The following is a 14,330-nucleotide window of genomic DNA, read 5'->3' on the forward strand; positions in this document are numbered from 1 at the left end:
TGCTTCCTGGCGATCGATGACCAGGGAACCTCTGTACGGATGCCATACCGCTCTGGCCTGGCGAGTCGCCCGTCGAGCGGGCGGCCGTGACCGTTTCACGCTCATCCCGGAGTTCAATCATGCAAGCGAGACACCTTCATGCCGTCATCCCGCTGGTGGCCGCGCCACTGGTCGTCGGCTCCGCCCTGGCGGAGGAAGCCGACGGACCCTGGAGCGGCTCGGCCGAGTTCGGCGCGGCCATGACCACCGGCAACAGCGACACCTCCAGCCTCAACGGCAAGCTGCGCCTCAAGCACGAGGCCATTCCCTGGGAGAACAAGTTCCGTCTCGAGGCCTACCAGGCGGACGAGGACGGCGAGGAGACGGCCAGCCGCGTGCTGGGCGAGCACGAGACCAACTACGCCCTGAGCGACCGGGACTACCTCTTCGGCGTGCTGCGCGGCACCTACGACGAGTTCTCCGGCTACGACTACCAGGCCAGCGCGGCGGCGGGCTACGGTCGGAAGATCTGGGTTTCCGAGAAGGGCTACTGGGATGCCGAGATCGGCCCGGGTGTCCGGGTCGCCGAGACCAACGACAACGTGCGCGAGACCAACGCGATCGCGCGACTGAGCAGTGGCTTCGAGTACCGGCTGTCGGACAACGCCCGCTTCAACCAGGACGTCACCGTGCTCTCCGGTTCCGACAACACCGAGATCGAATCGATCACGGGGGTCAGCGCCTCGATCACCGACACCCTGGCCATGAAGCTGGCCTACACCGTGCAGCACAACACCGACGTGCCGGCCGACACGGAAAACACCGACACCTACACCTCGGTGAACCTGGTCTACGACTTCCAGTAACGCGGTGCCCGGTGCCCCGAGACGCAAAAAGGCCCGGTCGGCAATCGCCACCGGGCCTTTCCTGGTCGCGGGCGGGGACGATCAGCCCGGCAGGACCATCACCCCGTCGATCTCCACCTCGGCGCCCTTGGGCAGGGCACGCACGCCCAGGGCCGCGCGGGCGGGATAGGGCTCGGCGAGGTACTCCTTCATCACCGCGTTGACCTTCTCGAAGTGGGCCAGGTCCGGCAGGTACACCTGCAGCTTGACCACGTCGGCGAGATCGCCCCCGGCGGCCCGGCAGACAGCGGTGAGGTTGTCGAACACGCGCCGCGTCTGCGCCTCGATGCCGCCCTCGACGAGTGTCATGGTCGCCGGATCGAGGGCGATCTGCCCCGAGAGGTAGACGGTGTCGCCGACCCGCACGGCCTGCGAGTAGGGGCCGATGGCGGCGGGGGCGTCGTCGGTGTGGATGATTTCACGTCGGCTCATGGGCGCTCCTGGAATACGGTTTGGTTCAGTGGCGTGTGACGCGATTCACGTCCCGCAGGCGCTTGATCGATCGCATGACGCGCGCCAGGTGTGTCCGGTCGGTCACGCGCACGGTGATGTCGATGATGGTGAGATTGACGTCGCGGTCGTCGAAGCGCACGTCGTCGATGTCCGAGCCGGCATCCGACACCGCCGCGGCGATCCGGGCCAGCCCCCCGCGCACGTTGTTCGCCTGGATGCTGATCTGGGACTGGTATTCGCCCGTGGGCTGCGCGTCCCAATCCACGGCCAGCCAGCGCTCGGGGTGTTCGCCGGCGTCACTGGCATTGGGACAGCCCTGCCGGTGCACGACGATACCGCGCCCGGTGGACAAAAACCCCACCACCGCGTCACCCGGCACGGGGTGGCAGCACTTGGCGAAGCTGACCACCAGGCCCTCGGTGCCGCTGATGATCACCGGGGCCTGCTGGCGCTCGTCCTCGCCCCACCGGACCTCGTCCGGATCGAGCTTGCCCGCCTCGACCTTCAGCAGCCGCACCACCAGCGGGGCCATGCGGTTGCCCAGGCCGATCTCGCGCAGCAGGTCGTTGAAGCTCTCCTGGTGGTACTCGCGCAGGATCGTGTCGATGCGCGCCTCGTCGAGTTCCTCGATATCGCAGCCCTCGGCGAGCATGGCCTTGGTGAGCAGGCGATGCCCCAGCCGTATCGCCTCGACATCCTGAAGGTTCTTGAGGTGGGCGCGGATGCTCGCCCGGGCCCGCGCGGTGACAACGAACGAGAGCCAGCTCGGGTTGGGCGCCGCGCCCGGGGCGGTGATCACCTCGACGGTCTGGCCGGATTCCAGCGGGGTGGACAGCGGGGCGAAGCGGCGGTCGATCTTGCAACCCACGCAGGTGTTGCCCACGTCGGTGTGGATCGCGTAGGCAAAATCCACCGCCGTGGCCCGGCGCGGCAGCTCGATGATCTCGCCCATGGGCGTGAAGACGTAGACCTCGTCGGGGAACAGGTCGACCTTGACCGACTCGAGGAACTCCTGCGGGTTGCCCGCCTTCTGCTGGATTTCCAGCAGGTCGCGCAGCCATTCGCGCGCCCGGGTCTGCGTGACCGAGCCCTGATCGCCCTGGGCCTTGTACAGCCAGTGGGCGGCGATACCCGATTCGGCGAACTGGTCCATCTCGTGGGTGCGGATCTGCACCTCCAGCGGTATGCCATGCGGGCCGAACAGGATGGTGTGCAGCGACTGGTAGCCGTTCGCCTTCGGGATGGCGATGTAGTCCTTGAAGCGCCCGGGAAGCGGCTTGTAGAGGTTATGAACGATGCCAACCGCCCGGTAGCAGTCGTCGACGGAATCGACCAGCACCCGTACCGCGAAGACGTCGAACACCTCCTTGAAGGAAAGGTGCTTGCTCTTCATCTTGCGATAGATGGAATAAGGGCGCTTCTCGCGCGCCAAGGTGTCCGCGGCCAGGTTCTCGTGCTCGAAGCGCTGCTCGAAGCGCTCCTGGATGCCGGCGACGATCTCCTTGCGGTTGCCGCGTGCCCGGCGCACCGCCTCACTCAGGATGCGATGGCGCAACGGATAGAGGGCGGCGAAGCCGAGGTCCTCGAGTTCGTGGCGGATGGCGTTCAGGCCGAGCCGGTTGGCGATCGGCGTGTAGATGTCCAGCGTCTCGCGCGCGATGCGCCGTCGCTTGTCCGGGCGCATGACACCCAGCGTGCGCATGTTGTGCAGGCGATCGGCGAGCTTGATCAGGATGACGCGGACATCCTCGATCATCGCCATCATCATCTTGCGGAAGTTGGCCGCCTGCGCCTCGGCCCTGGACTTGAAGCGGATCTGGTCGAGCTTGGAGACACCGTCGACGAGATGCGCGATTTCCTCGCCGAACTCCTCGACGATCTCGTCGTGGACGATGTCCGTGTCCTCGATGACGTCGTGCAGGATGGCCGCGACCACGGTGGCCTCGTCCATGCGCAGGTCGGCGAGGATGTGCGCCACCGCGATCGGGTGGCTGATGTAGGGTTCGCCGCTCTTGCGGGTCTGGCCGGCGTGGGCCCGGGCACCGAACTCGAAGGCGGTCCGGATGTGGGCGATGCCCTCGGGCTCGATGTACTCGGCCAAGTGGTCCGCCAGCGGGGCGAAGAACTCGTCCGTCAGGTCGGTCTCACTCCCGACCCGACCCGGTTCGGCTGCCGTCTGCTGGTCCGTCATCCCCGCGGCGACCCGGCCCCTCGGCTCAGGCTTCCTCGCGGCTGGCCGAGGCCGACGGGGCGCCGCTCTCGTCGGCAAACTGCGCCAGCTCGGCCCGGATCTCGGCCTCGGTGATCTCGGAACGCGACAGGGTGATCTGGTTCTCGATCTCGTCGATGCGCTGGCGGTCGATCTTGCCATCGCCCAATTCCCGCAGGGCGATGACCACCGGCTTTTCCTTGCCCATCGGCACCAGCGGCTCCGCGCCGTGCTCGATCTGGCGTGCCCGCTTGGCCGCGGTCAGTACCAGTTCGAAGCGGTTGGGGATACGGGCCAGGCAGTCTTCTACGGTTACGCGTGCCATCAGTAGTGAACCTCGGTAGTCAAATCAGCGGGGACGGCCCGACGATCCACGCGGGACGGTCGGGCCGTGCTCGAATCGGATGTCGTCCGGTCGGTCGCTCTCGAGTGGAAAAAAGCGCCGAATATCCGACAGTTTACGGCGTGGCGGGCTCACCCAGCAAATCGGCGAGCAGTTCGGGATGTCTTTGCCGCTGGCGATCGGTCTCCAGGGAGGCGGCGACGAAGATCGCCTCGAGCTCGTTCAGGGCCTGGTCGAAGTCGTCGTTGATGACGAGGTAGTCGTACCAGCCGCACTCGGCCATCTCGCGGCGCGCCTCGGCCAGGCGGCGCTCGATCACCTCGTCGTCGTCCTGGCCGCGACCGCGGAGGCGAGCCTCCAGCGCGGCGCTGCTCGGCGGCAGGATGAAGGCGAAGATCGCCTCGGGAAACAGTTTCTTGACCTGGGCGGCACCCTGCCAGTCGATCTCGAGGATCAGGTCGCGGCCGCGCTCAAGCTCCTCGGTGATCGCCGCCTTGCTGGTGCCGTAGTAGTTGTCGAAGACCTTGGCATGTTCGACGAACGCCTCCTGCGCCAGCATCACCTCGAACTGGGAGATGTCGACGAAGTGGTAATGCTCGCCGTTGACCTCGCCGTCGCGCCGGGGCCGAGTGGTGTGGGACACCGACAGGGCCAGTTCCGGGCGCCGCTCGCGCAGCGCCTTGATCAGGCTGGTCTTGCCCGCCCCGGAGGGCGCGGAAATCACGAAAAGTTGTCCACTCGGCGTTGCCGTCATCTTGCCTCCCATCTCCTAGCGTTCCCGAATCAGCGGGTCACCCGGGTCGTGCCGTCACGCGCCTCGACCACCCGCACCCGCTCGCCCGGGGAGAAGGCGATGTCCGCGGCCTGCACCACGCTGACCGTGCGGCCGTTGTCCAGGCGGACGGTGATCTCGTAGCCCGTCTGACGGGTGATGCCTTCTTCGGCCGCCGAGCCGGCCAGGCCACCGAGGACCACGCCGCCGACGGTCGCCAGCGACCGGCCGGTGCCACCACCCACCTGGCTGCCGAGTATGCCACCGCTGACCGCGCCGGCACCCGTGCCGATCGGCGTCTTGGTACCCTCGATCTGAACCGTGCGTACATCCTGGACCGTGCCGTAGTAGACCGTCTGCATCTGGCGGGCGGTATCCCGCGAGTAGGCGCCGCTGGACATGCTGCTCGCGCAGCCGGCCAGGAACACGGCACCACCCAGGGCAATGACGGCGAGGAATAGACGATTCATGGCGGTACCTCCTTCTGGCAACGGCCTGTAAGCACAAGTATAAGTCAGATAGCGCCGTCGCCCGAGGGTTCCCGGCCACGATTCAGCGGTAGTCGATGATCAGGGGGGCGTGGTCGGAGAACTTCTCCTCGCGGTAGACCTGCACCTCGGCCAGGCGGTCGCTCAGGTCGGGGGTCACGATCTGGTAGTCGATCCGCCAGCCGACGTTGTTCGCCCAGGCATTGGCGCGATTCGACCACCAGGTGTACTCGGCTTCCTCGGGCTTCAGGGTCCGGTGGGCATCGACGAAGCCGAGGTCGTCGAACACCCGATCCAGCCAGGCCCGTTCGTGCGGCAGGAAGCCCGAGTTCTTGCGGTTGGCTCGCCAGTTCTTCAGGTCGATCTCGCGGTGGGCGATATTCCAGTCCCCGCAGAGAATCAGCGAGCGTCCCTGCTCGCGGAATGTCTGCAACTGGGGCAGGAAGGCCTCGAGAAATCGGTCCTTGGAGGCCTGGCGGTGATCGCCGGCGGAACCCGACGGCAGGTAGAGCGAGGCCACGGTGAGGTCACCGAGATCGAAGGCGCAGTAGCGACCCTCGGCGTCGAACTCCGCCAGCCCCATCTCCGTGGTAACCGACCGCGGCTCGTGGCGACTGTAGATCGCCACGCCGCTGTAGCCCTTGCGCTCGGCGTCGACGTAGCGGCAGTGGTAACCCTCCGGCCAGAAGGTCGGGTCCTTCTCCAGCTGCCAGGCCTGCGCCTTGGTCTCCTGGATGCAGACGAGGTCCGCGTCGGCCGTGGCCAGCCAGTCGAAGAACCCCTTGCGCGCCGCCGCGCGGATGCCGTTGGCGTTGAAACTGATTACCCGCATGCGTTCGTCCAAATGGGTGAATTCTACCAAGGGAACCTCTGCCACGAGTGCCGGGCACCCGTCGGCGCCGTTGCCACCCTTGCATCTGCAAAAAAAACCCCGACGGGCGTCGGGGTCAGTGGTTCTTCCTTGAGGAGCCACTTGTTGAGATTGGTTAGCCGGCTAAAAGTTCCTTCCGCGACGCGTGATTCTCAGTCCAGGTCGACGGCGAGGAACAGCGGCCGGCCGCGACGCAGCAGCCGCACGGCGACCGGGCGATCGGCCGGCGCGGCCTCCAGCGCCTCGGCAAGATCGGCGGGATTGCGCATGGGCCGCCGGTTCACTTCCAGCAGCACGTCGCCCGCCTCGATGGCCCCGGCGAACGGCGAGCCCTCGTCGACCTGGTCGACCGCGAGTCCGTAGCGCACGCCCATCCGCGCCAGGTCGGCCTTCTCCAGTGGCTCGACGGAGAGTCCCAGCTGGGATGGGCGAGTGCCGGCCGTGTCATCCAGCTCCTCCGGCACCACCTCGATTTCCTTCTCCTCGCCCTCACGGATGATGGTCACCGTCGCCGGCTCGCCCACGGGGGCATCGCCCACCAGCATCGGCAGCTGCCCGGAACGCTTCACGGCCTTGCCGTTGAACTCGATGATGAGGTCGCCCGATTCGATGCCCGCCTTCTCCGCCGGCGTGTCCGGCTGGACCTGGGCCACCAGCGCCCCGCGGGTGTCGTCCAGGCCGAAGGACCGGGCCAGTTCTTCGGTGACCGGCTGGATCATCACGCCGAGATAGCCGCGCGTCACCTGCCCCTTGTCCTTGAGCTGTTCGGCGACGTTCATGGCGACATTCACCGGAATGGCGAACGAGATGCCCATGTAGCCGCCGGAACTGGTGTAGATCTGCGAATTGACCCCGATCACCTCGCCGTCGGCGTTGATCAGCGGCCCGCCGGAATTGCCCGGGTTGACCGGTGCATCGGTCTGGATGAAGGGCACGTAGCTCTCGTTCGGGAGGTCGCGCCCCATCGCGGACACGATGCCGTGGGTGGCCGAATGGTCCAGCCCGAAGGGTGCGCCGATGGCCAGCACCCATTCGCCCACTTCCACGTCGTCCGAATCACCGATATCCACGGTCGGCAGGCCCTCGGCATCGATCTTGAGCAGCGCGATGTCGGTGCGCTCGTCCTCGCCGACCAGTTCGGCCTCGTACTCCTTCTGGTCGCTGAGACGCACACTGATCTCGTCGGCCTGACCGACCACGTGGGCATTGGTCAGGATGTAGCCGTCCTCGCTGATGATGAAGCCCGATCCCAGCGACTGCGCCGGATGCGACCGCTGCTGGGGGTTCTGCGGCATCTGCTCGAAGAAGTCGCGGAACATGTCTCCCAGCGGGCCGGGCGGCAGGTCGGGCATCATCGGCACCGACGGACCGGAGGCCCGCCCCTTGGTGACCGTGTTGATGTTCACCACCGCGGGCGCGTTCTCCTTCGACAGCTCGACGAAATCCGGGTACTTCGCCTCGGCCGGACTCACGGCCAGCGCCCAGACGAACGCCGCCATCAGCAGGGCCGTCGCGTACCCAAGGGGTCGGGCAATCCTGGCAACCACTGTATCGATCATCGACAGCTCTCCTCTCGGAAGACGATTGGGGTTGTGGAATCCGCGCCACCTGAACCCGGTGACATCACCCTGGGGATCCCAGAAAAATGAGATAAAGACGCGCCGCGGAAGTTCAACCCCCGCAGGCACGTCAGGCCGTCATTGCGGGCGCTCCGGATACACCTCGAAGCCGCGCCCGGACAGTTCGCCGGTCAGCCAGCCGATCACCCGGTCGACTTCGGCGCGATCCCCCTTCAGGCCCAGTTCCAGCAGTCGGCGACTGCCACCGAGCACGGGCAGACTGAACAGACGCAGCCGGGGATGCTCGATGCACAGGAAGTCCATCAGGTCGATCAGCTCGCTCTCCGGGGTGTCCGCCAGCCACAGGGATCGCTCGGCATAGTCCGCGTCCCCGAGGTCGGCGAGCGGATGGTCGAGAATCCAGTCAAGCATGGCATGCGCCATCTCCGGAAACCCGGGCATGAAGAAATGCCCTTCCACCGAGAAGCCGGGCACGCGATTGAACGCATTGGGAATCAGCTCGGCCCCCTCGGGCAGGTCGGCCATCAGGATCCGCTTCGGGTAGGCCGCCTCGCCGAACTTGCCCTCGATCAGTTCGACCGCCCCCGGATGGCGCACCAGGGGGCGGTCGAAGGCACGGGCGGCACAGTCCCGGGTCAGGTCATCCGGGGTGGCACCGATGCCGCCGAAGCAGAACACCGTCGCCCCGTCCCGACGGCTGCGCCGGAGCAGGTCGACGATGGTCTCCTCCCGGTCCGGCAGGAACTGCGCCCAGGACGGGACCAGCCCGCGTGGGGCCAGGCGGTCGATCACCGCCTGCAGGTGACGGTCGCGACGACGCCCCGAAAGGATCTCGTCGCCGATGACCAGCACCCCGATGCCGGCAAGCGGCCCGCTGGAATGCGACGCGCTCATCTCACCGCTTCGCGCCGATCTTCAGCGCATTGTGGTGCACGCGTTCGCGCTCGCGCTGATCCTCGACCGCGTCGAAGTCCGAATGCTCCACCCAGCCCTGGGTGTGCTGGCGGACCAGGCGGGCCAGGCCGTCGAGGTGGTCGTCGCGATCGTTGAGCGCCGGGATGTAGTGATAGGTCTCGCCACCGGCCTCCTCGAAGTACTCGCGGTTCTCGTCGCCGATCTCCTCGATGGTCTCGAGGCAGTCGGCGGAGAAGCCCGGGCAGACCACGGCGACGTGCTTGACCCCCTGGCCGGGCAGGGCCTTGAGCGTTTCGTCGGTGTAGGGCTTGAGCCACTCCTCGGGACCGAAGCGCGACTGGAAGGTGACCATGTAGTCGTCCTCGGACAGCCCCAGGCGCTCGGCAACCAGACGCGAGGTGACGTAGCACTGGCAGTGATACGGGTCACCGTTGAGCAGGTAGCGCTTGGGCTCGCCGTGGTAGCTCATGATCAGCTTGTCCGGCTTGCCGTGCTCGTCGATGTGCTCCTGGATGCTCGCCGCGAGCGCGTCGAGGTAGCCCGGGTCGCGGTGGTACTGGTTGATGGTGCGCAGCTCCGGCACCCAGCGCCAGTGCATGAACTCGTCGAACACCGCGTCCAGCGTCGAGGCGGTGGTCGCCCCGGCGTACTGCGGGTAGAGCGGCAGCACCACTACGCGACGGGCACCGGCCTCGCGCAGCTCGTGCAGGGCCGAGGCCACCGACGGGTTGCCGTAGCGCATCCCGAGCGCCACGGTCACCGGGCCGGCCATCTGCTCGGAGAGCCGCTCCTGCAGGCCCTGCTGCTGCTGGCGGGCGATGGTCAGCAGCGGCGAGCCCTCGCCGTGGTGATCCCAGACCGAACGGTAGGCCTCGGCGGATTTCGCCGGGCGGGTGCGCAGCACGACGCCGTGCAGGATCGGCCACCACTTCCACTTGGGCAGCTCGATCACGCGCGGGTCGGAAAGAAACTGCTTCAGGTAGCGTCGCAGCGACGGCGTGTCCGGTGCGTCGGGCGTGCCCAGATTGAGGAGAAGGACCCCCAGTCGCTCCTGGCTGCCGTGACGGTAATCCGGTTCACCTTGATAGTTCATCTTATGGCCTCAAAATTTTTCGACGAGTATCCTACAGTCTGGTAGACGATCGTCGGCCGGAGAAGGCTCCCCGGGAAACCCACGCCGACCGACGGCCCGGGGCATTTTAGGCAATGCCCCGACCGCTTGCCGAGCCGACCGGCAGTTCGTCATGCCCGACCGTCTTTCCACCTGTTACGTACAATCGCAGACTCAAGGAGTTCTCGCCAGCATGTCCGAAAACAACACCCGCCACAGCAAACTGCTCATCCTGGGTTCCGGACCCGCCGGCTACAGTGCCGCCGTCTACGCGGCCCGTGCCAACCTGGATCCGGTCCTGATCACCGGGATGGAAATGGGTGGGCAGCTGACCACCACCACCGAGGTGGAGAACTGGCCCGGCGACCCGGAAGACCTGACCGGTCCGGCGCTGATGGAGCGGATGAAGGCACATGCCGAGAAGTTCGACACCGAGATCATCATCGATCACATCCACACCACCGACCTGGGCAAGCGTCCCTTCACCCTGCAGGGTGACTCGGCCACCTATACCTGCGATGCCCTGATCATCGCCACCGGCGCCTCGGCGAAGTATCTCGGGATCGAGTCGGAACAGGCCTTCCGCGGCAAGGGCGTGTCCGCCTGCGCCACCTGCGACGGCTTCTTCTACCGGAACCAGACCGTAGCCGTGGTCGGCGGCGGCAACACCGCCGTCGAGGAGGCGCTGTACCTGTCGAACATCGCCTCGAAGGTGCACGTCGTCCACCGCCGCGACCGCTTCCGCGCCGAGGACATCCTGATCGACCGCCTGATGAAGAAGGCCGAGGAAGGCACGGTCGAGATCCACTGGAACCACGAGGTCGACGAGGTGCTCGGCGACCAGATGGGCGTCAACGGCCTGCGGATCAAGGACAAGGACGGCGAGACCACCGACCTCGAGCTCCAGGGCGTGTTCATCGCCATCGGCCACTCGCCGAACACCGGCATCTTCGAGGGCCAGCTCGACATGGAGGGTGGCTACATCAAGGTCAACAGCGGCACCGAGGGCAACGCGATGGCGACCTCCGTCGACGGCGTCTTCGCCGCGGGCGACGTGATGGACCATGTCTACCGCCAGGCCATCACCTCCGCCGGCACGGGCTGCATGGCCGCGCTGGACGCCAAGGCCTATCTCGAGAAGCTCGACGGCTGATTCCGCTTGGCACGCCCGGCCGGGCGTGCCCACCCGACACGAGACAAGGGGACCGACATGGACCCAACCATCGCTGCCTACGTGGTGATCCTGGCATTGGCACTCGGGCTGACCGGGGCGCTGCGCGCCGAACGTGAACACTGCGGTCGGGGCATCCTGATCGTCACCACCCTGGCCGGATTTCTGGTGGTCGCCGCCGTGAGTGCGCTGCTCTCCGCCCAGAGTGCGCTGGAACTGGTGCTTTCCACCATCGCGGTGTTCTTCGGTGCCCAGTCGGCGGCCACCGCGTTCCTGCTGCTGCGCCAGGAGGTCCAGTCCGAGCCCGACGACGAGCCCGACGAGCAGGAACTGCTCGACGAGGATGAACAGGCCCGGGCGCTGCGCCATGCCCGCGGCACCCAAGGGGAGGAAGGCTGATGGGTATCGGACTGCTGATCGACAACGCCGGCTGGTTCGCGCTGGGTCTGGTCCTGATCGCCCTGTCGGCACTGACCCACCCGGAGCGACGGCGTTTCTGGATCTGGGCCCTGCCCGTCGCCCTGCTGATCGTCCTCGTCGGGGTGCTCTTCCCGGCCGTGAGCGGACAGATGGACGGCGTGGGCTGGAAGGCGTGGCTGGTGATCGCCGTGCTGGCATTCGGCGTGGCAGCGGCGCCCTGGTACCCCGGCAGCCGCGACCAGGAAACCCGCCTGATCGACCTGGTGCGCGGCGTCTCGATCGTCCTGATCGGCAGCGGCCTGACCCTGGCCCTGCTCGGGCTGATCGGCTGGGATCAGACCACCCTCTACGTCCGCGCCTGGGACCTGAGGCTGACGGCCCTGATCGGCATCTTCATCGGCGTGTGGAGCGCGGTGGCGGGTCTGATCCACTGGCTGCGGCTCAAGGGTTCCATCAAGGCCCAGCGACGCGGCTCGCGCAACCAGCAACTGGCCCAGTGGGCGGTACTGGCCATCATCCTGGTCCTGGGGACGATCGCGGTGATCTACCCGAAGGCCGCCACCGCGCCGCTGATCCTGATGATCGTGCTGGCCATCGAGTGGGCGGCGCTCGCGGCACTCCAGCAACGCCACGAGGATCTCGTCCACATCCAGGCACGGCACGTCGGCTGGCTGGGCGTGGCCATCGTCACCTTGGGCTACGTGCAGAGCAGTCTGCTGCTGCTGGTGATCGGCAGTCTGGTTGTAGCCGGCTCGGTCCACTTCATCAAGCGCCAGGGGGCCTTCTGCCAGATCAGCCGGCGCACCTTCTATACCGACGAGACCGAGGACGCGACCGCCGACAGAGAAGAGGAAGAGGCCGAGTCGGCACCGCCGTCAGGCTGATGCCGGGCGGGGCGTCAGTCGTGGCTGAGGTCGTCCAGGGTCAGTTCGAAGGCATCGACGAACCGCTCGCGGAAGTAGCCCACCGCGGGTAGGTCCTCCATTTCCTCGAGTTTCCCGTACAGGAACTCCTCGGCCCGCCGGAACTCCTGGTTGCCCGCGGCCCGCTCCTCGATGCACTTGAGGTACGCCGACAGCGAGTCGGCCGCCTTGACCAGCCGCAGCACCTCCGGCTCGATGCGCGCGCTCTCGATCACCTCGGCGAACGATTCCCGCAGCGATTCGGGCAGCAGCCGGACGATCTTGCGCTCGGCGTGCGCCTCGAGCGCCTTGTAGGAATCGCGGATGTCCTCGCGGAAGTACTTCACCGGCGTGGGCAGATCGCCGGTGATGATCTCCGAGGCGTCGTGATAGAGCGCCACGCTGACCACTCGGCCCACGTCGTTCGTCTCGCCGAACTGCTCGTTGCCGATCACCGCCAGGGCATGGGCGATCATCGCCACCTGCAGGCTGTGTTCCTGGACGTTCTCGCTCCGGGTATTGCGCATCAGCCCCCAGCGGTAGATGTACTTCATCCGCGAGAGGTAGGCGAAGAAGTGACTTTTCTCGGGGCTTTGATCGGATTCGCTCATCGGGCTCTCTGCAATCGTTTCGGGTAATCGGTCAACGGTCTCGAGCGGGCGGCTCGGTCAGGCCTGCGTGGTCGGGCAAAAGCCCACCTCGCGGAATTCCTCGTGGAGGCTCACGGCGAAGCCGTCGGTCATCCCCGAGATCATGTCGGTCAGCAACTGGGCCTCCCGGTAGCGCAGCGGCATGGGGTTGTCCGCTGACTCGAACACCCGGCGGTAGTTCTCGGAGATGCGCTGGTAGATGTAGCCGGCCAGCGGAGTGGCGCGCTCACTGGCCGGATCGTCCGGGTCGCTGCGCGCCGTGATCGCGTACCAGAAGGCATCCATCAGCCCGTGGATCACCGTCAGGCCGGTCAGCTCCACGCGCAGCACGGACTTGTGGCGGTAGGCGTGCTGCCAGTTGCAGGCCTTCAGCGCCGACAGCAGGCGCCCGCCGCGCGAGGCGGCCACCAGTTCCCGCTCGAACCGGCCCTCGGCCATGGCCGGCAGGGACTCGATGAATACCTCGCCGATCGCCTCCATCAGCGCCCCGATCGCGCGGATGCGGAAGGTCTGCATGGAAATGTCGTTGAGCTCGTCGGGGGAGAGCCGCTCGCGGCGGTAGGCCCGGTGCTCGGCCATCGCCGACTCGCAGACCGCGGTGACCACCGGGTCGTCCGGCGCCTCGTGGCGCAGGAAGGCGATGGTATCGGAAAACGACAGCAGCCCCTTCTTGACCGCGTCCTCGGCATCGAGGACCGAATAGGCGATGTCGTCGCAGGCCTCCATGATCCAGGTCAGCGGATGTCGCTGCCCGGCGACCAGCCCCGTGCCCGCCCAGACCTCCTCCATCAGCGCCGACTCGGACTGAAAGTACCCGTGTTTCTTGTGGGTGACCCGGTAGGCATCCAGCCGATCGCTGGCGGTGGGGTACTTCACCAGCGCCGCGAGGGTGGCCATGGTCAGGTTCAGACCGTAATCGTCGTTGATCAGCTGCAGCTTGGTGAGCAACCGCAGGGTCTGGGCATTGCCCTCGAAGCGCAGGAAATCCTCCTTCATCGCCGGCGTCAGGTCGCCGCTGCCATCGAGCACCTGGTGGCGATTGATGGCGAACCAGCGGGCGATCGCGTCCTCGCCCTGGTGGCCGAACGGCGGGTTGCCGAGGTCGTGGGCCAGCCCGATGGTTGCCAGCAGGGCGGGCACGTCGCGCAGGGCTTCGGGCAGGCCGGCGGCGACCCGGCGATTGAATACCAGGTCGATGCCCACCGACCGGGCCAGGTTGGCCACCTCGTGAGAATGGGTCAGCCGGGTGCGGACGCTGTCCGACCGGTCGAGGGGAAAGACCTGCGTCTTGTCGGCCATGCGCCGCACGGGCGTGGAAAACAGCACGCGGTCGTAGTCGCGCTCGATGGCGGTGCGCGGCTGGCTGCCCACGCCCGGAGCCGTCCTGCCGCTACCGGGCCGTCGGCGGTCCGGGTTCAGCCAGCGGCGCCAGTGCTCGTCCAGGTCCTGAATCATGTCTTCCTCGCGGGAGTCTCGGGGTTGCTTCGCGGTCTTCGGCCACCGCCGGAAATAGCCCGGCCCTTCTGCTAGCCTTCTGGGGTTCCCGGACCCCGACCGGGGG

The 14,330-nt window shown here is 66.9% G+C and carries 15 protein-coding genes; 4 read left to right on the forward strand and 11 right to left on the reverse strand.

What is annotated here, in order from left to right:
- Positions 1 to 119 precede the first annotated feature (119 nt).
- A complete protein-coding gene (locus ACLFMY_RS00005; RefSeq protein WP_410762455.1) occupies positions 120 to 845 on the forward strand; it encodes a YdiY family protein in 726 nt (241 codons plus the stop codon).
- 81 nt (positions 846 to 926) lie between these two features.
- Here the strand turns inward: ACLFMY_RS00005 and ACLFMY_RS00010 are convergent, their stop codons facing one another.
- From ACLFMY_RS00010 to hemH, 9 genes are all read right to left on the reverse strand, one after another.
- The gene (locus ACLFMY_RS00010) at positions 927 to 1,316 is read right to left on the reverse strand and encodes a RidA family protein (RefSeq protein ID WP_410762456.1); all 390 of its coding nucleotides are present in this window, start codon (positions 1,314 to 1,316) and stop codon (positions 927 to 929) included.
- Positions 1,317 to 1,341: 25 nt separating this feature from the next.
- The gene (locus ACLFMY_RS00015; protein ID WP_410762457.1) at positions 1,342 to 3,528 is read right to left on the reverse strand and encodes a RelA/SpoT family protein; all 2,187 of its coding nucleotides are present in this window, start codon (positions 3,526 to 3,528) and stop codon (positions 1,342 to 1,344) included.
- A 25-nt stretch (positions 3,529 to 3,553) separates the two neighbouring features.
- Positions 3,554 to 3,871: a DNA-directed RNA polymerase subunit omega gene (rpoZ, locus tag ACLFMY_RS00020; protein WP_410762458.1), complete on the reverse strand. Its 318-nt coding sequence runs from the start codon at positions 3,869 to 3,871 to the stop codon at positions 3,554 to 3,556.
- A gap of 133 nt (positions 3,872 to 4,004) precedes the next feature.
- Complete coding sequence (gene gmk / locus ACLFMY_RS00025; RefSeq protein WP_410762459.1) at positions 4,005 to 4,643, reverse strand: guanylate kinase; 639 nt, start codon at positions 4,641 to 4,643, stop codon at positions 4,005 to 4,007.
- 29 nt (positions 4,644 to 4,672) lie between these two features.
- Positions 4,673 to 5,131, reverse strand: a complete 459-nt coding sequence (locus ACLFMY_RS00030) for a glycine zipper 2TM domain-containing protein (RefSeq protein ID WP_410762460.1) — start codon at positions 5,129 to 5,131, stop codon at positions 4,673 to 4,675.
- Between the two features lie 82 nt (positions 5,132 to 5,213).
- The gene (locus ACLFMY_RS00035; protein ID WP_410762461.1) at positions 5,214 to 5,981 is read right to left on the reverse strand and encodes an exodeoxyribonuclease III; all 768 of its coding nucleotides are present in this window, start codon (positions 5,979 to 5,981) and stop codon (positions 5,214 to 5,216) included.
- Between the two features lie 191 nt (positions 5,982 to 6,172).
- A complete protein-coding gene (locus ACLFMY_RS00040; protein ID WP_410762462.1) occupies positions 6,173 to 7,579 on the reverse strand; it encodes a DegQ family serine endoprotease in 1,407 nt (468 codons plus the stop codon).
- Between the two features lie 138 nt (positions 7,580 to 7,717).
- The gene (locus ACLFMY_RS00045) at positions 7,718 to 8,494 is read right to left on the reverse strand and encodes a competence/damage-inducible protein A (RefSeq protein ID WP_410762463.1); all 777 of its coding nucleotides are present in this window, start codon (positions 8,492 to 8,494) and stop codon (positions 7,718 to 7,720) included.
- Between the two features lies 1 nt (position 8,495).
- Entirely contained in the window at positions 8,496 to 9,608 is a 1,113-nt protein-coding gene (gene hemH, locus ACLFMY_RS00050) for a ferrochelatase (protein WP_410762464.1), read from the reverse strand.
- A 211-nt stretch (positions 9,609 to 9,819) separates the two neighbouring features.
- Between hemH and trxB the strand changes: the two genes are divergently transcribed.
- From trxB to ACLFMY_RS00065, 3 genes are read left to right on the forward strand one after another with little or no spacing between them, the layout of a single operon-like run.
- Positions 9,820 to 10,779 (forward strand): thioredoxin-disulfide reductase, encoded by a 960-nt coding sequence (gene trxB, locus ACLFMY_RS00055; RefSeq protein WP_410762465.1) that lies wholly within the window; start codon positions 9,820 to 9,822, stop codon positions 10,777 to 10,779.
- A 57-nt stretch (positions 10,780 to 10,836) separates the two neighbouring features.
- Positions 10,837 to 11,196: a hypothetical protein gene (locus tag ACLFMY_RS00060; protein ID WP_410762466.1), complete on the forward strand. Its 360-nt coding sequence runs from the start codon at positions 10,837 to 10,839 to the stop codon at positions 11,194 to 11,196.
- Positions 11,196 to 12,101, forward strand: coding sequence for a hypothetical protein (locus ACLFMY_RS00065; RefSeq protein WP_410762467.1), 906 nt, complete (start codon positions 11,196 to 11,198; stop codon positions 12,099 to 12,101). Before ACLFMY_RS00060 ends, ACLFMY_RS00065 begins: the two co-directional genes overlap by 1 nt.
- A gap of 14 nt (positions 12,102 to 12,115) precedes the next feature.
- Here the strand turns inward: ACLFMY_RS00065 and yfbR are convergent, their stop codons facing one another.
- Entirely contained in the window at positions 12,116 to 12,730 is a 615-nt protein-coding gene (gene yfbR / locus ACLFMY_RS00070; RefSeq protein WP_410762468.1) for a 5'-deoxynucleotidase, read from the reverse strand.
- Positions 12,731 to 12,787: 57 nt separating this feature from the next.
- The gene (dgt, locus tag ACLFMY_RS00075) at positions 12,788 to 14,224 is read right to left on the reverse strand and encodes a dGTP triphosphohydrolase (protein WP_410762469.1); all 1,437 of its coding nucleotides are present in this window, start codon (positions 14,222 to 14,224) and stop codon (positions 12,788 to 12,790) included.
- Positions 14,225 to 14,330: the final 106 nt, after the last annotated feature.

The sequence above is a fragment of the Guyparkeria sp. genome, assembly GCF_046545975.1.
Classification (GTDB): domain Bacteria; phylum Pseudomonadota; class Gammaproteobacteria; order Halothiobacillales; family Halothiobacillaceae; genus Guyparkeria.